This window comes from Confluentibacter lentus, from assembly GCF_002806995.1.
Lineage (GTDB): Bacteria > Bacteroidota > Bacteroidia > Flavobacteriales > Flavobacteriaceae > Confluentibacter > Confluentibacter lentus.
Genome location: NZ_NIHE01000002.1, coordinates 622,109 through 640,847, shown reverse-complemented (window position 1 = coordinate 640,847; position 18,739 = coordinate 622,109). Strand labels below are relative to the sequence as shown.

Below are 18,739 nucleotides of genomic sequence, written 5' to 3'. Positions count from 1 at the left end.
ATAAGTTTTTTAAACGCTAAAAACCGAATTTATTTTCGTCCAAAATCGGCTGGAATTTCTCCCCAAGCTTTGGTTTCCCATTTAACAATGACGGTTTTGTAGCTGTTTGTTTTTAACCAATTTAAAGCTCTTTCAATCAATTCAAACAGCTTTTCGTTTTTTGGGCTGCGCTCTAGTTTAGTATTGCAAGTTTTCTTTTTTACCCAGCTTATGGCAGTTTTAGAGTCGGTGTAAATAAGTTTGTCACTATCGTGTTTTTTTAAAAGAGCCAATCCGTGAACAATGGCCAAAAACTCACCTATATTGTTGGTGCCTTCTTCAAAAGGGCCTTGAATAAATAATTGTTTTTTTGTTTGGGTATCCACGCCCCGATATTCCATAATACCAGGATTCCCACTTGATGCAGCATCTACAGAAATGGAATTGTAATTTGGTAGCCCTATTTTTTTAAGTTGTTCAGAGGATAAACCGCTTTTAAAATCCGTTTTATTTCCAATATAATCGAAGTAATTGCCTTTTAAGGCTTGTTTAGCGGCTTCAAAAGTTTCAAAAGATTTGTATTGAGCACCTTCAAAATGGGTTATTTGTGCTTTACAATCATTCCAAGTTTCAAAAACACCTGTGTGATGTCCTTTCCAAACGGTATAATATTTTTTTTTCTTCTTATTCATTTTACATTCCTGCGAAGGCAGAAATCTTTTAATTTCAAAGATTATTCAAAAGCAACTTTTCCACAACTTCAGGAAAATGTTCCATCTCCAATTCATGGATTTTTGCAGCAACATCGTCCGCAGAGTCGGAAGGTCTTACGTCGCATTTTGCTTGGAATATAATGGCACCTTCATCATAATGCTCGTTAACATAATGAATGGTAATTCCTGTTTCGGTTTCTTTATTTCCTACAACGGCTTCATGAATATGCATGCCAAACATGCCCTTTCCGCCATATTTAGGCAACAGCGCTGGGTGTATATTAATGACTTTGTTAGGAAATTCATTTAAAATAGCCTCTGGAAACTTCCATAAAAAGCCGGCAAGTATGATGAGGTCAGGGTTTGAAGCTTTTAAAACATTAAGTACATCATTTGTTTCTGTAAATGCTATTTTATTGAAAGACATGGCACTTACTTTAAGGTTTTTACATCTATCTAAAACTTTGGCATAAGCATTGTTGGTAAGAACTAGAACAACAGAAGCATTATGTCTGTTTTGAAAAAACTTGATTAAATTTTCAGCATTAGTCCCACTTCCAGACGCAAAAATTACAATACGTTTCATTTATTACTTTTATATTTTAAGTTATTTGATATTATTCGTATTTAATTTAATAGATTGCCCCGTAAAATTTATGAGTCTATTTTTAAGAAACAGATTCACACTTTAAAAATTCAAAAACAAAAAAAAGAATAATTATTAACATTATTATGGTTAAAATAAAAATACTTAAAACTTATTTTAGTAAATTACAATCATATTTTTAAATTAAAGATGTGTTTTGAAAATAAAGTTTTTTATTTTTGCCAACTAATTAAAACTTAAAATTAAAAGATTATGTCAGACATTGCATCAAGAGTAAAAGCGATTATCGTAGACAAATTGGGAGTTGATGAGAACGAAGTTGTAACGGAAGCTAGCTTCACTAACGATTTAGGAGCAGACTCATTAGACACTGTAGAATTAATCATGGAATTCGAAAAAGAATTTGACATCCAAATTCCAGACGACCAAGCTGAGAACATCGCAACAGTTGGTCAAGCTATTTCTTATATAGAAGCGGCAAAATAAGCATTACATTTTATGGAATTAAAGCGAGTTGTAGTCACAGGATTAGGAGCTTTAACACCAATTGGCAATACCATAGACGAATATTGGGAGGGCTTAGTTAGTGGAAAAAGTGGTGCTGCGCCTATAACATATTATGATACCGAAAAATTCAAGACCAAATTTGCTTGCGAATTAAAGGGTTTTGAAGTTACCGACTTTATTGATAAAAAGGAGGCTAGAAAAATGGACAAGTTTGCGCAGTACGCTATGGTTGCTGCCGATGAAGCCATTGCCGATGCCAAATTAAATCTAGACGAAGTAAATAAGTTAAGAGTAGGTGTTATATGGGGCGCTGGTATTGGGGGATTGGAAACGTTCCAGCAAGAAGTTTTGAACTTTGCTGGCGGTGATGGAACTCCTAGGTTTAATCCATTTTTTATTCCTAAAATGATTGCAGATATTGCTCCTGCCAACATTTCTATTAAATATGGTTTCATGGGGCCAAACTATACCACGGTTTCTGCCTGTGCTTCTTCAGCAAATGCTATGTTTGATGCTTTAAACATGATTCGTTTAGGGCATTGTGATGTTATTGTTACAGGGGGAAGTGAAGCAGCAGTTACCATTGCGGGTATGGGAGGTTTTAATGCCATGCATGCTTTATCAACCAGAAATGAAAGTCCTGAAACAGCATCCAGACCATTTGATGGTACAAGAGATGGATTTGTTCTTGGCGAAGGCGCAGGTGCACTTGTTTTAGAAGACTATGAGCACGCTAAAGCAAGAGGCGCTAAAATTTATGCTGAGTTTCTTGGTGGTGGATTATCCTCTGATGCTTACCACATGACAGCACCGCATCCAGATGGTATTGGCGTTATAGCAGTAATGAAAAATTGTTTGGAGAATGCTGGACTAAAAGCCGAAGATGTAGATCATATTAATACACACGGAACCTCAACACCTCTTGGAGATGTTGCTGAGCTTAAGGCTATATCGGAAATATTTGGAGACCACGCTAAAAAAATTAATATTAATTCAACAAAGTCAATGACGGGTCACTTATTGGGTGCTGCCGGAGCTATTGAAGCCATTTCGGTTATTTTAGCTATGGAGCATGGCATTGTGCCACCAACAATTAACCATTCAACAGTCGACGAAAACATTGATCCAGAATTAAATTTAACTTTAAATAAGGCTCAAAAGCGAGACGTTAAAGTAGCTATGAGCAATACATTTGGATTTGGCGGTCACAACGCCTGTGTATTGTTCAAAAAAATAGATTAAATCCCGAATGAATTACATTCGTAACATACTAAATTCCCGTTTTAAACGCAGCGGGAATTTTTTTATGGAAATAACTAAAATACTTGGCTTTAAGCCTAAGCAAATTAAATTCTACGAAACGGCGTTTACACATCGTTCCATGAATATTAAAGATAGTATTGGAAACGTTATTAATTATGAACGTTTGGAATTCTTGGGAGACGCCATGCTAAGCGCTGTTATTGCATCACATTTATTTCTTGAAGTACCTAGTGGCGATGAAGGCTATTTAACTAAAATGCGCTCAAAAATAGTTAGTAGGGAACATTTAAATGAACTGGGAAGGGAATTAAACCTCATAAAATTGGTTGAAAGTAAAATTCCAACTGGGCAATTTGGAGATAATATCCACGGTAATTTGTTTGAAGCTTTGGTAGGGGCTATATTTTTAGACAAAGGCTATAAGTATTGCGAAAAATTCATATACAATCGTGTCATTATCCCATATGTAGATATTGAAACACTTGAAGGCAAGGTTATTAGCTATAAAAGCTTGCTTATTGAATGGTGCCAAAAAGAGAAGAAAACCTTTGGTTACCATGTTTACGAAGATACTGGAAACGATGAGATTAGGCATTTTTCGGTGAAACTTTCCATAGACGGAAAGGTTATTGCAAAAGCTAGAGCAACTTCTAAGAAAAAAGCCGAAGAAAAAGCATCAAAGCGTGCTTTTTTCGTTTTTCAAAATAGAATGTCGAAATTAATTTAAAAGAATGTCGATTATTAAAACCAACTATAACGTTTTAGTTATACTTCATAATTAAGATTAAGCAAAAGATACAATGACTATTTATTATTAATACTATATTTACATCAATTTATAATTTATGGCTGTACACAAGCTTATTCTTGATGATTTTTTTGAAGAAGCTTCATATACTTTAATAGCAATTTATTGCGCTGTTGAAGATTATAGGTTAGCATATCTTCTGAATGAGTATTTGAAAATACATCTTAAAAGAAAACCATCAGACTTAGATTATAACAACGGAAAATCAATATTTTCCATTTTTGAATGGGAAGACCCTAAATATTTAATAACATGGAATTTAGTGCATAACATCTGCAAATCAGAAGTATATCAAAAAACAAATCAGCAATCATTATTCGATTCAGAAGAGAAGATCACTAAAACGTTTTACCTGATTCCAGAATACAAACAGGTTAATTTTTTTTTAAAGATTGATACTGAATTTGAAGATAACGAAGAAAAACGTATTATAGATAACATATTAAAAATACCCCAAATATCAACGGCTTATAGCATTGATGGGAATCAATTAAAATCTAAAAACAATTTAATTTTTAGCTAATGCAATTAAGAAAAAAAACCAAAATAGTAGCCACATTAGGACCAGCAACAAGTACCAAAGAAGTTTTAAAAGGAATGCTCGAGGAAGGTACCGATGTATTTAGAATCAATTTTTCGCATGCCGATTATAATGATGTAGCCGCTCGTATAAAAATGATAAGAGACCTTAATGAAGAATTTGGTTTTACAGCAGCTATTTTGGCAGATTTACAAGGTCCAAAACTTCGTGTAGGAGTTATGGAAGACGACGTCATGGTTAATCCTGGAGATGAAATTATTTTTGCCACCGGAGAACGCTTTGTAGGCACCAAAGAGCGTGTTTATATGACCTATGATAGGTTTCCACAAGACGCAAAACCAGGAGAGCGCATTCTTTTAGATGATGGAAAATTAATGTTTGTAGTTGTTTCAACTGATGGAGAAAAAGAAGTAAAAGCACGTGTTGTTCAAGGAGGTCCTTTAAAATCTAAAAAAGGGGTTAACCTACCAAACACCAATATTTCGCAGCCAGCACTTACGGAAAAAGATATAGAAGATGCCATTTTTGCTATTAAACAAAATGTAGATTGGATTGCTTTATCCTTTGTTCGTCATGCCGAAGATTTGATTCAACTACGCGATTTAATAGCTGAACATGGCGAGGAAAAAATACCAATCATTGCAAAAATTGAAAAACCGGAAGCGGTAGAAAATATTGATAAGATTGTAGCACATTGTGACGGTTTGATGGTAGCAAGAGGCGATTTGGGCGTGGAAGTTCCTGCTGAAGAAGTACCATTAATTCAAAAACAATTGGTATTAAGAGCGAAAAAAGCTAGAATACCTGTTATCATAGCTACCCAAATGATGGAAACCATGATTACCAGCTTAACACCAACAAGAGCTGAGGTTAACGATGTTGCCAACTCTGTTATGGATGGGGCAGATGCTGTGATGCTTTCTGGTGAAACATCCGTTGGTATGTATCCAGTGCAGGTTATCAGACAAATGGCTAATATTTTAAAAAGCGTGGAAAACTCGCCATTGATTAAAGTGCCACAATTACCACCTCACATTCGTACTAACCGTTATATTACAAAATCAATTTGTTATCATGCAGCCAATATGGCAAACGAAATTAATGCCAAAGCCATTTCTACATTAACAAATAGTGGTTATACAGCGTTTCAAATTTCAGCTTGGAGACCTTTATCACATATATTGGTTTTCACATCTAACAAACGCATATTAACAAGATTGAGTTTGCTTTGGGGCGTTCGTGCTTTTTATTACGATAAGTTTGTAAGCACAGACGAAACTATTGAAGATGTTAATGCCATAGCTTGTAAAATGGGTTATTTAGAAGAGGGCGATATGCTCATCAGTTTAGCCGCGATGCCTATTCAAGATAAAGGGATGGTAAATACGTTGCGAGTTACAGAGATAAAGACTTGTAATTTTTGATAAAATACAATTTAGAATAATAGAAAAACCCACAACTTTATAATTGTGGGTTTTATTTTGTGCTTAAGTCTAGATTATCAAAAACAAGATTATTACTGAACTAGTTATCAGAACTAAAATATATCTTGTTATTCCTTTATATACTAAATAATTGTAGAGCTTTTTTAATCAGCAATACACGTTATTTCTGACCCTATTTGCTTTTAAAGTCCGTGATGGTCTTTCCATCATAACGATACACGCCATCAAATGAGCCAAACCAAATATTTCTATCATTAGCTTCAAAAATCCCAAACAGGTTTAATGATTCTGTTATTTCAATTACAGTTGGCTTTTTATCAGACAAAGACTTTTCATCAAAGCGGAAAAGTGCCCATCTTCCATTAATACTTCCACTCCCCCAAATGTTACCTCTTTTATCTTCGTAGACATAACGAACAGAGTTCTCGGTAAAATTGGTAAATGTGTCGGGGCCTGTCCTGAGCACTGCCGAAGGGTCATAGCGCCAAAACCCATCACCACCTAGCCATATATTTCCTTTTTTATCTTGTATTATCGACCAAACGTTGGTAAAAGTTCTACCTTCTTTATTTGAAACTACGTTAAATATTTTTCCATCATAAATGAAGGTATTGCCATTTGTACCAAACCATAACTTGCCTGTTTTGTCTTCAAAAATAGGGTTAACTCCATTAGAGCCCGAACTCAAATTCGGAAAAGATTTTCCTGTACTATCTTCAATTACACTATTTCCTTCCATAATATAATTTCGAAACGATTTTCCATCATAACGGCTTGCTCCTCCATTAGCCCCAAACCAAATATTGCCGACTTTATCTTCATAAATAGATGAAATTCTATTATTAATAAGCCCCTCCTTGGTTGTGAAATGTTGCAGGGATTTACCATTGTAATAATAAACACCTGAACCATAATTACCGAACCAGAAATTTTCATTTTTATCTTGTAAAACTGAAAAGAAGCGGTCTGAACCTAAGTTACCTGTGATATTGGTAAAAGTTTTTCCATCGTAACGAATAATACCCTCGTTTGAAGCAAGCCAAATGTTGCCTTGTTTATCTTGGATGATGGTGCGAACAGATGAAGTAGGTCCGTAAGGGCTGATTGAGCCTTTGGATTCGGAGTTGATATTATCTTTTGAGAGGTCTGTTTTTTTGTTTTGCCCTTCACAGGAAGCGCAAAAGACAAGCATTATGAATAAAGGGTATGCGTGTGTGTATTTCATAATTTATTTACTCAGCAACCACCTTTGGGAGGGACACTCTTAAAAATTACTTTACTATCTCGTTCTACATAGTCGCCCCATATTATTGGATATGAATACTTGGGCGCGTGCGATACGGTATGGCTTCTTATAATTATTTTGTCGTTAACTTTCAGGCTTTGCAATTGATCAAGTTGAGACTTTTCTGGCTCAAATTTTACAATATAATCGACGCCATTAATCCTGACCATCACTCCGAAACCTAATCTTGAGTCTGGCGGAAGAGAAAGAGAGGTTACAACAGCCTCCATATTTGTAAAAGCACTTATATGATTGCTTATTTTAGCTATGCCGATAAGCACTTTTTCACCTTCGGGAGACGCTTCCCATTTTTTGTAATTTCTACCATCAGGGGTAGCCTCCCATTTTTTCATTTCGTCTTTCCTTTCAACAGCAGAGAGTTGCTTTGGGGTTGGTTTTTTAGAAGCTTCGTTTTTAATTTCGCGATTAGCAAATACTAGTCCGCTTACCAAAACCAGTGTATAAATAACTTTTCTCATGTTTTTATAGGTTTAATTAACAATAGATATATCTCCTGATAAATCAGGTTTGTTTAAGGTATTTCTTTTATTTTTCATAATTTTATCTAATTGATTCAGCTAAACTATTTGATATCTTTCATTTTGAAGAACTTAGATTGTAAATAAAAATGTAAACTTTGTAAATAAAAATGTGACATTATGTTTGATAGCTTAAATCTTCTCTTCGGAAAACGCAAATATCTTTTCACATTAGTACTGCTCTTATGTATCTATGTAATCTGCGTAGCTTTCAATATGAAGGACAGCCACGATTTTGATATCGCTAGAAGGGAAGTTTTACTTCGAAGAATCGGACATGAACTACTTTTACAGTCGGGTGACAGTAAATCAAGAGTACTCCCGATAAAAAATATAGCCGAAAATGAATACCAAATCAGGTTTGAGAATGAGCTTACTTTTCAACCGGACTCTCTGGTGAATACTACCCGACGTTTATTGGGCAAAGAACCGCTCTCGGGTGATTATGTAGTTAATGTTCTGAACTGTGGCAACTCCAGTGTGGCCTACGGATACGTTATATCCCAAAATAAAAAAGAGGATATTGTAGCTTGCATAGGAAGAGAGCAACCCAAAGCATGTTACATGATCAACATTAAATTCAAACCGGCAGGAATTATAACGGCAAAGAATGGATATCTTTTGGGCAGCCTGCCATTTTTAGCATTTGTTGGTTTTGTTTTATTAAGATCTATTAAGCCGCGAAGAACTTTACCTGACGGTCATCAGTATGCTGACTTGATACATTTAGGTGCGGTGTTGTTCGATTCGAAGAATCGGAAGCTCATTATTAACGAAAAGACCATAGACCTGACAGGAACGGAAACCCGTGTATTGCTCGTTTTCGCATTATCTCCCAACAAGACCATAGAGAGAAGCCGACTTCAAAAAGAAATATGGGAAGACGAGGGTGTTATTGTAGGGCGCAGTCTAGATATGTTTATATCAAAACTTAGGAAAAAATTGGAGATGGATCCGAATATCAAAATTGTTGTAATACGCGGAAAAGGATATAAGCTTGAGGTTAGTTCTTAAGAAGAATCTTCTCGCTCATCAGTTTAGCCGCGATGCCGATTCAAAATAAAGGGATGGTAAACACGTTACGTGTTACTGAGATAAAGAACTGCAATTTTCTTTCTTAAATTCTTTGCAATTCCAATAAACCAAACTCTATTCTGTTTTTTAGATTCCTTTTAATGAAAACCCTCTAAGATCATTTGATGTTGGTGCGTTATGTCCAGGTCTTAGCTGTCCATTTTGCATATGATCTTCCTTCATACGCATAAAAGTTGCATCAGCATTAGATTTACTATACGAGTTTTTTTTGTTGAAGAATGAACCCCAACCTTAATTTTCCAAATTTTTATTAAGGCAGCTCCCAAAAAGCTATTTGTATTTTTATTATATTTATGAATACCAACCAATTAAATAATGAAAAACAATGAAATTATTTTCCTCATTCCTTAATGAAAAATCTTCCCGTCGTTCCTTCTTGTCTAAAACCACTCTAGGTGTTACAGGCGCGATGTTAGCCACGTCCTATAATGGGCTGGCATCTTCTATGGAAAGAACACCGAAGTCTTCAGCACCATCAGATCTTAAGATCACCGCAGTAAAATGTGGGTTTATTCGCAATGAGCATAGCCTTTTTGTCAAGATCTATACAAATCAGGATATTGTTGGTCATGGCCAAGGGGTTGATGGTGTTTACGGTACTTATTACGTTGTGAAGCATTTAGCTCAAAATCACTTAATCGGCAAGAATCCCTTGAATATTAATAGGCTTCAGGAAGAAATGCGCAGAGGAGGCCTCTTTAAAGGGGCTCAAGCCGGAATGTATGTATGTGTGATGACGGCAATAGAAACCGCTTTGTGGGACTTGGTGGGCAAGGCCTTAGGATTGCCAGTTTACCAGTTAATGGGAGGCAAATTTCGTGACAAGATACGAGTTTATTGCGATACGGCCGGAAGCCGGCTTGCACCAGAGGAAATGGGCCGGAGAGCGAAGGAAGATGTCGATAAATACGGTTTTACGGCTGTAAAATTTGATATTGATGATCGTCAGGACCCAAATAAACTGGACCAATACAACTGGAGTGTGAGCATCCCCGAGTTGAGGCGCATGGAAAGCCAAATTGCCGCCGTTCGTGAGGCTGTAGGTGAAAATATTGATATTTGTGTAGACTGTCATGGACGTTTTGACGAGGTTTCGGGCATGAAAATAGCCAAAGCTTTGGAACCATACAACCTAATGTGGTTGGAAGAACCAGTGCCAGCTGAAGTTCCAGAATCTTATGCTCGCATTCGTGAATCAACTACTACTCCTATTTGCGGTGGTGAAAATTGGTACTTGACATATGGTTTTAGACATCCTTTAGAAATTGGTGCTGTAGATGTTATCATGCCTGATCTTCAAAAGTGTGGAGGACTGGGAGAAGGGCTGCGTATTGCGAACATGGCCAACACCTATAATGTGCCTTTTGCGCCGCACATGGTGGCCTCATATCTTGGTGCCATATCTTCGGCACATGTTTGTGCGGCCGTACCAAACTTCCTTATTCTGGAGTGGCAGATTTACTTCCACGAAAATGAAATGTTTAAGGAAATTGTAGATTTTGAAGGGGATTTTTTAACTAAAGACGGTTACATTCCGCTACCGGATAAACCAGGGCTTGGAGTTGAAATCAATCAGGAAGCCATGCGCAAATACGCTACACCGGGCATTCCTTTTTTTGAATAGGATTGTACATAGCGCATAAGATTTTCAATTATATATAAATATTTGCTGACGGATTTATTCCATTACTAGTTCGGAGATAATATCTCATTTTGGCTCATGTTTATTTCTCAAATGAAGATTACACATATAAAATGTAATGCTCGGGGATTTGTATGAATAAAAAAGCCTAACACTTATGTTTTAAGTGTTAGGCTTTTAAGGTTGTACACTACATTGACTTATTCTCGAACCAAAGATTGGAATTGTTTACAAGCTTAGTTGAATTATAAAACTTTTTGCTAAGGATTCTATATAATAGGTCTGTGTTAAGTTCTCTATAATAAATATTAACTTGGGGTTTTAATTTTTCATTGGTTTTGGGCCAATGTAGGACTCTTTTAAACCTCCTAAATCAATAATAATTTTTTGAATTATCATGCCTGGGTCAACAGAATATATTTTAAGTGTATGTTTGCCTGAGCTTTCAATTGATATTTTCGTTTTATTTATGGTAGTATTTCTAACAACATTACTAGCCCATTCCCTAGAATATTCCTTAACATCATTTGATTTAATTATAATTTCTCCATCATCAATTTGAACACCATATGATGTTCCATGTTCTCTGTCTTTTGCAAAAAGGGGCAACATATAAGTGTGAATAATTACTTCACCTGTATGAGTAGTATAAAAGTCATATGAAACATATGAATCTTCTCCTGAGTCGTATTTGGCATTTCCTAATTGAAGAGACGAATTTGAGTATCCTAGGCCGTTAATTAAAGTAAATTTAATATTCCCATTTTCATTTTTCCTTTGATATTCAGTGGGATTGATGCTTATAACACCATTGTTAGCGACAAAGTGGTTTTTTGGAATATCAATTGGCTTAATTGCTGAAACCTGGATTTTTTGCGAAGTTTTACCATCTAATACAACGATTTCTCCTTCTCCTTCATTGTTTGTTGGAAATTTGTCCCAATCTACAGAAACCTTGATGCGTTGCTGTGTTTTTGTAGTTCCTTCACTTTTGTCCAGTTTTATCCAATCTTGAGAAACAGTAGCTTTCCAGTTTAAAGTTAAGCTTCCTTTGTTGTAAACTTCAAAAAAATGGGAGTCATTAAAATGTTTATTAAACTGGAGTAGTTTATATTTTTTTATTGTATCAGTGCACCCTTCAACAAAAAGTCCCATTTCAGAAACATTGGGTAATTCTATTTGTTTTGTTGGAGCCAGGTGTGGTGTTGGTAAAAATCCAGGAGCTGTCATCATGCCGTCCCATTTGCCTCCAAGCAGATTGTTATATTTCAAAGTGATTTGTGCAATGCTGTCTTGGTAAAGCTTAGCATCATTGGCCAATGAGTTTGTAATAGCACGCCCTTGTGCTGCATACCATCTGTTTTTTTGGGCGACCAACATTTTATGGTTGTAAAGTGATGCGCCTTTTACGGGGTAGTACAACAATTCAAAAAATGAAGGTTTTAGTTCTTCAGGTAACTTTTCTAAAATATTCTCAGCTTTATTTGCAATGTCTTTATATTCATTTAGTCTATTTTCTGCTTCATTGTAATTAACAAAAGAAAAGTCAGTGTCCTTTATATCTGGATGTAAGAAGATGCTATTCCAAGCCCAATCCCAACTCATGTATTCTGGTTTTCGAGTAAAACCATGATAATAGTATCTGTCCAAAATATAAGCGATGTCTTGTTTGTTCTTTTCTCCAAAAACAGATGTCAATTTGTTTACTTGATAATGATTGATATTCTCAAAATTGAATGCATCAAAATCCCAAGCCATGTCTAGAAAAAGTTGCATTCCCATTTCCCCAGGTTTAATATCACCTACATTTAAAAGCCAATATTTATTCGCTCCTAAATCGTAAGCTTTTTTCATTTCGGCATACATTAAAGCTGGAGGGGTTGTATTTAACCAAAGATAATCGTTTGGCCAACCTAGGTAGGATATATGGTAATAAACCCCAGAGCCTCCTTTTCGTTTTTGTTCTTCACTATTGCTTAGTTTTTTTATATATCCATAATTGTCATCAGGCCATACAATAGTAATGTCTTCAGGTAATTTCATGCCACTTTCATAAATATCCAAAACTTCTTTATAGGGCACAAATATTTGTGGAATTTCATTTTCAGGTTTTTTTATGTATTTAGTAAGTATATTTCTTTCTTCATCAATAACTTGTTCTAGTACATTTGATTTAGTATACCCCTCGGGTACATCATTCATTCCAGTATCATGTATGCCACGCATGCCAACGGTATATATATTTTCGAAGGGAGCTGCCTCAGCAACTCTTTTATCCAAGGCAGACAGTACGCCTTTTTTATTTTCAATATAATCCCAGTTACCATTAATTAACTGATGCCACTCTGTAGTATTATTGTATAATAAGGGCTCAGCATGGCTGCTGGTCATCATAATTGCAAATGTATCCGCAACAATTTTGTTTTCTGGATATTTAAAGAATGCACCTGTGCATTCGTGCATGGCAGGCGCTACCATATTGCCTTTTAATCTGAGTGCAAGTTCAAAAACTTTCGCATAAGTTTTTGGGCCAATATCATTTATTTCTGGGTCTATAAGTTTAGAAGCCCATGGTTTAAGTCCCCAGTCTTCATCATTAAGAAAAACACCTCTATATTTTACTGAAGGTGCTTTTGAAATATAGGATAAGTCCTTAATGTAAATCTCATTATTTTTTTTTACTGGCACATCGGCCCAATAGTACCAAGGCGAAACTCCTATGGCTTCAGAAAGACTAAAAACACCATAAGCAGTACCGCGTCTGTCGCTACCAGCGATAACCAATGCTTTTTTAACACCTTTAAATGGTTTGTTAATTGTTTGTATTGTATAACGTTCCCATTGGTTTATAATTGGAGAGACGTTAAGTTTTTTGTCTGCAATTAATTGGTCGATTATACGGTTATTACCTATACTGCCTATGATTATTATATAATCCTCAAGTTCTTCGTCAGTAGAAAGCAAATGCGGTTGCTTATCTGTGATCAACTTAATGTCATTAGCAAATAAGTTTGATACTTTCTTTACAACCTTATAATCATTAGCATCATAATATATAGATGTTGTGTATTCTGGATTCTGTATTGGGAAATAATTATTGCTATCCGGTACTTTGTTAATTATTTGAAATTGAGCAAATAAAATTTTTGGAAGCAATAAAGCGAGCAATGCAAGTTTTTTCATAATAAAAAGCTTAAGGAAAATAAAATTAAATGATGCTGAGTACAAAAGTAAACAAAATATAAATTTCTTATGGTTATTTTCGTTTATTTTCGTTTATTTGTTTTTTTAAAAATAGATAAAAATATGGCAATTTTACCCAATAAAAGGCGAGAAAAAATAATAGAGCTTATACAAGAGGATGGTTCTGCCAAAGTGATTGATTTGGCTAAAATTTTTAAGGTTACTGAAGTTACAATTAGGCAAGATTTAGAAAAATTAGAAGCACAAGGTTTAATTGTTAGAGAGCATGGAGGGGCTTTTCTCAAAAATATTGAAGATAATGTAAGGAACTTTTCTTTGCTGCAGCAGGAAAACATGGATAAAAAGGAATTGATAGCTCTTAAGTGCCTTGAATTCATTGAGAGTGGAGATACTATTATTTTAGATTCAGGAAGTACAACTACCGAAATAGCAAAAAAATTAATTGGCTATAAAAATTTAACGGTTATTACCAACGCATTAAATATAGCTTTAATGTTGGGGACCGAGCCAGGTATCGAGGTGATTATGACGGGAGGAGAGTTCAAACCTCCAACATTGTCGTTGACAGGACAAAAAGCGGCCGATTTTTTTGAAGGGGTTAATGTTCAAAAACTGTTTTTAGCTACGGCTGGAATTTCCCTAAAATCTGGTTTAACCTACCCTAGTATTAGTGATTTAGTGGTAAAAAAGGCAATGATAGATGCTGCTGATATTACTTATTTAGTGGCGGATAGCACAAAAATTGGCAAGAATGCATTGGCAAGCCTAGGGGCTTTATCGTTAATAGATTATATAATAACAGATCCAGAGATAGAAGAAAAAGACAAAGTGGTTTTTAAAGAAAATGAAATCGAAGTCATTTTGGCTTAAACATAAAACAACATAAATAATATCATGTCAAAATCATTATTAAATATAGGTGTAATAATAGGAAATCGCGATTTTTTCCCAGACAGTTTGGTTGAAAAGGCTCGAACAGAAATTATAGAGGTTTTTGAAAAATTAAAGCTAAAACCTATCATGTTAGAAACCACCGACACCAAACTTGGTGGTGTTGAAACCTATAAAGATTCGCAAAAATGTGCAGAACTTTTCAAAAAACACCGTGAAGAACTAGCTGGTATTTTAGTGCTTTTACCAAACTTTGGAGATGAAAGAGGTGTCGCCGATACATTAAAATTGGCCAACCTTAATGTTCCTGTTTTGATACAGGCTTATCCGGATGAGTTGTCTAAAATGAACGTAGTTAACCGTCGAGATTCATGGTGTGGTAAAATATCGGTTTGCAACAATTTGTACCAGTATGGTATTAAATACTCATTAACAACTCAACATGTTTCGCATCCGTCAGACCCAATTTTTCAAAAAGATTTAAAAGATTTCCTAGCTGTTTGTCGTGTTGTAAAAGGTATGAGGAACATTAGAATTGGTGCTATTGGTGCAAGACCAGGAGCATTCAACACAGTGCGTTATTCTGAAAAAATATTGCAAAGAAACGGCATCACAGTTGTAACAGCAGATTTATCTGAAATTTTAGGAAAAGCAAATAAACTTACTAAGGATGATGCCTCTGTTAAACAGCATTTAGAAAAAATAAATGCTTACGCACCAAAAGGAAAAACACCTAATGATGCTATGATTCAAATAGCAAAATTAGATGTTGTTTTAAATGATTATGTTGACGAATACGAATTAGATGCTACAGCAATTCAATGCTGGACTTCTTTGCAACAAAATTTTGGTTGTAATGTATGTACAACTATGAGTATCATGTCTGAAAACATGTTACCATCAGCTTGTGAGGTTGATGTTACAGGAACCTTAAGTATGTACGCTATGCAATTAGCATCAGGTTCTCCAAGCGCATTAGTAGATTGGAATAACAACTATGCAGACGACCCAGAAAAATGCGTGTTGTTCCATTGCGGAAACTGGGCAAAATCTTTTTTACCAGATATTGAAATAAGCAATGCGCCCATTTTAGGAACCAGTGTTGGCGTAGAGAACACCTATGGAGCTTTAGATGGTCGTACTCCAGCAATGCCACTTACTTACGGTAGGATTAGTACAGATGACCCAAAAGGCATTATTAAAGCATATATAGGTGAAGGAGAATTAACAAACGACCCTTTGAAAACCTTTGGTAATAGAGCTGTTGCAAAGATTAGAAATCTGCAAGGTCTAATGAATCATGTATGCAGAAATGGATTTGAGCATCATGTGGTTATGAATGCTTCTAAAACAGGAGCTATACTTGAAGAAGCCTTAGGAAACTACATGGGTTGGGATATTTATAACCACAAAGGGTAAAATATTCTAAAGAAAAACAAATGACAAATAAAGAATTAAAATTAAAATCGGTATTGTTGAGAAAAAACATTCTCAAATACATATATAAGGCAAAAGCAGGGCATACAGGAGGTAGTTTATCGTGTCTAGATATTTTAAATGTTCTATACAACAGGGTTCTAAATGTAGATCCAAACGATTTCAAAAATCTTAATCGAGATAGATATATTCAAAGTAAAGGGCACTGTGTTGAAGCGCTGTTTGTAACCTTAGCAGATCGAGGGTTTTTTCCAGAATCTGATTTAGAAACCCTCTGTCAATACCAATCACATTACATAGGTCACCCAACAAAAAAAGTAAATGGTGTTGAACAAAATACAGGGGCTTTAGGACACGGCCTACCTATTTGTGTGGGTGAGGCTATTGCAGCCAAATTAGATAATAAAACCCATAGGGTATTTACCTTACTTGGTGATGGAGAACTCCCAGAGGGGTCAAATTGGGAAGCTTTTTTAGCTGCTTCACATTACAAATTAGATAATCTATATGCCATTTTAGATTATAATAAACAACAGATAACAGGTAATAATAGTGAGGTTATGAATACCGATTCAGTTCGTCAAAAATTAGAATCTTTTGGATGGGCTGTTAAGGAGGTGGATGGACATAACCTCGAAGCTCTGGAGGAGGCCCTAAATTCTGGCCCATTAGAGGTTGGTAAACCCAGCTTTATCATTGCGCATACTATAAAAGGAAAAGGCGTTAGTTATATGGAGGGCAATATTAAATGGCATCATGGGGTTCCTACGCCAGAACAATATGAATTAGCCCTTTCTGAATTAAATCAAGTAGAATCATCATTATAACCATGCAGTTAGATAAAATTGAAGAGAAAGATTTGAAAATGGGAAAAGCCAATCAAGAAGTTTTTTCAGAAACTTTACAGGAATTGGCTGAAACCGATAGTAGTATTATTGTAGTAACTAGTGATTCTCGGGGTTCTGGTAAACTAGTACCTTTTGGACAAAAATTTCCTAGTCAAATTGTAGAAGTGGGTATTGCGGAACAAAATCTTGTAGGAGTGGCTGCTGGTTTAGCTTCTGCAGGTAAAAAAACATTTGCTGTTTCTCCAGCTTGTTTTTTAAGTGCACGTGCTTTAGAACAGATAAAAAATGATGTTTGCTATTCAGATAACCCTGTTGTTTTAGTTGGAATAAGTTCTGGGGTAAGTTACGGCGCTTTAGGCACTACACATCACAGTTTGCACGATTTTGCAGCCTTAAGATCCATTAACAATATAACGATTGTTGCACCTGCAGATAATTTTGAGACTGAGCAAGCTGTTCGTCTTGCAGTTAAGCATGATAAGCCGCTTTATATGCGTTTTGGCAAAAAGGCAATGCCTTTTTTAGATGAAGAAAATAAATCTTTTGAATTTGGGAAAGGACGTTTAGTTAGAAAAGGTAACGATTTAACCATAATTGCAACTGGTGAAACCGTTTATCCAGCATGGTTGGCAGCAAAAAAACTAGAAGATAAACATGGTGTAAAAGCTGCTGTGGTAAGTATGCATACCATAAAGCCACTCGATGTAAAACTGTTGGAGGATCTTGCTGAAAACGGCAAACCTATCGTAACCGTTGAAGAACACATGGTAAATGGGGGTTTAGGAGAGGCTTGTGCTTCTTATCTTTTCCAGAAAGGCTATAGTAATCCATTTAAAATAGTTGGTATCCCTGATGAGTATACTGTTACGGGTTCTCAAGTTGAAATTTTCAATCACTATGGAATTTCAAGGGAAGGCCTGTATGAAACCTGTAAAGGTTTGCTAGATATTTAAAATTAAATTTTATGAAAACACCAACTAAACCAATTAAACCACTCAATTTAATTTTATTATTACTAGTAGTTGTATTCACAATTTTTAGTTGTGCTAACAAAAAGGAAGATGCACCTAAGAAAATTGCTGTTGTAATTTCAACTTTAAACAACCCTTGGTTTGTTGTTTTAGGTGAGTCGGCAGCAGGACGCGCTAGAGAATTAGGCTATGAAGCCACTATTTTTGATTCTCAAAACAGCACTTCAAAAGAAGCTGAACATTTCGAAAATTTAATAGCTGCTGGTTACAGTGCTATTTTATTTAACCCTACGGATTCTGAAGGGTCGGTTTCTAACGTAAAGCGAGCTAAAAATGCAGGGATTCCGACTTTTTGTATGGATAGGGAAGTAAATTCCCTAGATGGGCCTGCTTCACAGGTTATTTCCGATAGTTTTTCTGGTTGTGTTGAATTAGGGGAGTATTTTGTTCGAAAACTAAACAAAAAAGGTAAATACGTAGAACTTCTAGGACTTGTAGGTGACAATAATACATGGAACCGTTCTAAAGGGTTTCATAGTGTGGTTGATTATTTCCCAGAATTAATAATGGTTGCACAGCAAAGTGCCGATTTTGATAGAAGTAAAGCTTTGGAAGTCTTAGAGTCAGTTTTACAATCTAATCCAGACATTAATGCTGTGTTTTGTGGTAATGATGCTATGGCTATGGGAGCATATCAGGCACTCGTTGCAGCTGGCAAAGAAAAAGAAGTTATGGTTTTTGGTTTTGATGGAGCAGATGATGTTATGAATGCTATAGCTGATAAGAAAATTATGGCTACGGTTATGCAATCACCTAAAAACATAGCCAAAACTGCTGCAGATTTGGCGGATGAATTTATAAACGGGAAAAATGATTTTAGTGCTAAAACGCCACTCGAGGTTGAATTGGTTACCCAAGAGAATATTAATGAGTTTGGAAATTATGGTTCTAAAAAATAAGATGT

Annotated in this window: 17 protein-coding genes and 1 pseudogene; 13 read left to right on the top strand and 5 right to left on the bottom strand. The window is 35.5% G+C overall.

Translation table 11 applies throughout. The annotated features are described in order from the left end of the window. Nucleotides 1–29: 29 nt before the first annotated feature. Both CDH50_RS06740 and purN read right to left on the bottom strand, forming a co-directional pair. On the bottom strand, nt 30–671 hold the full coding sequence (locus CDH50_RS06740) for a ribonuclease H1 domain-containing protein (RefSeq protein WP_100611229.1): 642 nt from the start codon (nt 669–671) through the stop codon (nt 30–32). A gap of 34 nt (nt 672–705) precedes the next feature. Beyond that, entirely contained in the window at nt 706–1,278 is a 573-nt protein-coding gene (purN, locus tag CDH50_RS06735) for a phosphoribosylglycinamide formyltransferase (protein WP_100611228.1), read from the bottom strand. A 273-nt stretch (nt 1,279–1,551) separates the two neighbouring features. Between purN and CDH50_RS06730 the strand changes: the two genes are divergently transcribed. The 5 genes from CDH50_RS06730 (at nt 1,552) to pyk (ending at nt 5,842) form a co-directional block, all read left to right on the top strand. Further along, nucleotides 1,552–1,785, top strand: coding sequence for an acyl carrier protein (locus tag CDH50_RS06730; protein WP_007647141.1), 234 nt, complete (start codon nt 1,552–1,554; stop codon nt 1,783–1,785). Nucleotides 1,786–1,797: 12 nt separating this feature from the next. After that, nucleotides 1,798–3,048, top strand: coding sequence for a beta-ketoacyl-ACP synthase II (gene fabF / locus CDH50_RS06725; protein ID WP_100611227.1), 1,251 nt, complete (start codon nt 1,798–1,800; stop codon nt 3,046–3,048). A 7-nt stretch (nt 3,049–3,055) separates the two neighbouring features. Then, the gene (gene rnc, locus CDH50_RS06720; protein ID WP_100611226.1) at nt 3,056–3,796 is read left to right on the top strand and encodes a ribonuclease III; all 741 of its coding nucleotides are present in this window, start codon (nt 3,056–3,058) and stop codon (nt 3,794–3,796) included. Nucleotides 3,797–3,914: 118 nt separating this feature from the next. Beyond that, nucleotides 3,915–4,400 (top strand): IPExxxVDY family protein, encoded by a 486-nt coding sequence (locus CDH50_RS06715; protein WP_100611225.1) that lies wholly within the window; start codon nt 3,915–3,917, stop codon nt 4,398–4,400. Further along, complete coding sequence (gene pyk, locus CDH50_RS06710) at nt 4,400–5,842, top strand: pyruvate kinase (RefSeq protein WP_100611224.1); 1,443 nt, start codon at nt 4,400–4,402, stop codon at nt 5,840–5,842. Before CDH50_RS06715 ends, pyk begins: the two co-directional genes overlap by 1 nt. Before the next feature lie 193 nt (nt 5,843–6,035). Here the strand turns inward: pyk and CDH50_RS06705 are convergent, their stop codons facing one another. Together CDH50_RS06705 and CDH50_RS06700 are read right to left on the bottom strand one after the other, a co-directional pair. Then, entirely contained in the window at nt 6,036–7,088 is a 1,053-nt protein-coding gene (locus tag CDH50_RS06705; RefSeq protein ID WP_100611223.1) for a ligand-binding sensor domain-containing protein, read from the bottom strand. Between the two features lie 11 nt (nt 7,089–7,099). Then, nucleotides 7,100–7,627, bottom strand: a complete 528-nt coding sequence (locus tag CDH50_RS06700) for a hypothetical protein (protein ID WP_100611222.1) — start codon at nt 7,625–7,627, stop codon at nt 7,100–7,102. A 180-nt stretch (nt 7,628–7,807) separates the two neighbouring features. Between CDH50_RS06700 and CDH50_RS06695 the strand changes: the two genes are divergently transcribed. The 3 genes and pseudogenes from CDH50_RS06695 (at nt 7,808) to CDH50_RS15255 (ending at nt 10,406) form a co-directional block, all read left to right on the top strand. Beyond that, on the top strand, nt 7,808–8,701 hold the full coding sequence (locus CDH50_RS06695; protein ID WP_100611221.1) for a winged helix-turn-helix domain-containing protein: 894 nt from the start codon (nt 7,808–7,810) through the stop codon (nt 8,699–8,701). Nucleotides 8,702–9,107: 406 nt separating this feature from the next. Then, nucleotides 9,108–9,578 (top strand): annotated as a pseudogene (locus CDH50_RS15405) (hypothetical protein); the annotation flags it as partial. Nucleotides 9,579–9,656: 78 nt separating this feature from the next. Continuing rightward, nucleotides 9,657–10,406, top strand: coding sequence for a mandelate racemase/muconate lactonizing enzyme family protein (locus tag CDH50_RS15255; RefSeq protein WP_232731976.1), 750 nt, complete (start codon nt 9,657–9,659; stop codon nt 10,404–10,406). Nucleotides 10,407–10,745: 339 nt separating this feature from the next. Here CDH50_RS15255 and CDH50_RS06685 read toward each other — a convergent pair whose 3' ends face one another. After that, the gene (locus CDH50_RS06685) at nt 10,746–13,607 is read right to left on the bottom strand and encodes a glycosyl hydrolase 115 family protein (RefSeq protein WP_100611219.1); all 2,862 of its coding nucleotides are present in this window, start codon (nt 13,605–13,607) and stop codon (nt 10,746–10,748) included. A 123-nt stretch (nt 13,608–13,730) separates the two neighbouring features. On the opposite strand from CDH50_RS06685, the gene CDH50_RS06680 reads away from it, so the two are divergent. The 5 genes from CDH50_RS06680 to CDH50_RS06660 are packed head-to-tail and all read left to right on the top strand — an operon-like array spanning nt 13,731 to nt 18,734. Next, entirely contained in the window at nt 13,731–14,498 is a 768-nt protein-coding gene (locus tag CDH50_RS06680; protein ID WP_198513445.1) for a DeoR/GlpR family DNA-binding transcription regulator, read from the top strand. A gap of 24 nt (nt 14,499–14,522) precedes the next feature. Further along, complete coding sequence (locus CDH50_RS06675; RefSeq protein WP_100611218.1) at nt 14,523–15,938, top strand: L-fucose/L-arabinose isomerase family protein; 1,416 nt, start codon at nt 14,523–14,525, stop codon at nt 15,936–15,938. A 20-nt stretch (nt 15,939–15,958) separates the two neighbouring features. Then, nucleotides 15,959–16,783 (top strand): transketolase, encoded by an 825-nt coding sequence (locus tag CDH50_RS06670; protein WP_100611217.1) that lies wholly within the window; start codon nt 15,959–15,961, stop codon nt 16,781–16,783. Between the two features lie 2 nt (nt 16,784–16,785). Next, nucleotides 16,786–17,757: a transketolase family protein gene (locus CDH50_RS06665; RefSeq protein WP_100611216.1), complete on the top strand. Its 972-nt coding sequence runs from the start codon at nt 16,786–16,788 to the stop codon at nt 17,755–17,757. A gap of 11 nt (nt 17,758–17,768) precedes the next feature. Next, on the top strand, nt 17,769–18,734 hold the full coding sequence (locus tag CDH50_RS06660) for a D-ribose ABC transporter substrate-binding protein (protein ID WP_100611215.1): 966 nt from the start codon (nt 17,769–17,771) through the stop codon (nt 18,732–18,734). Nucleotides 18,735–18,739: the final 5 nt, after the last annotated feature.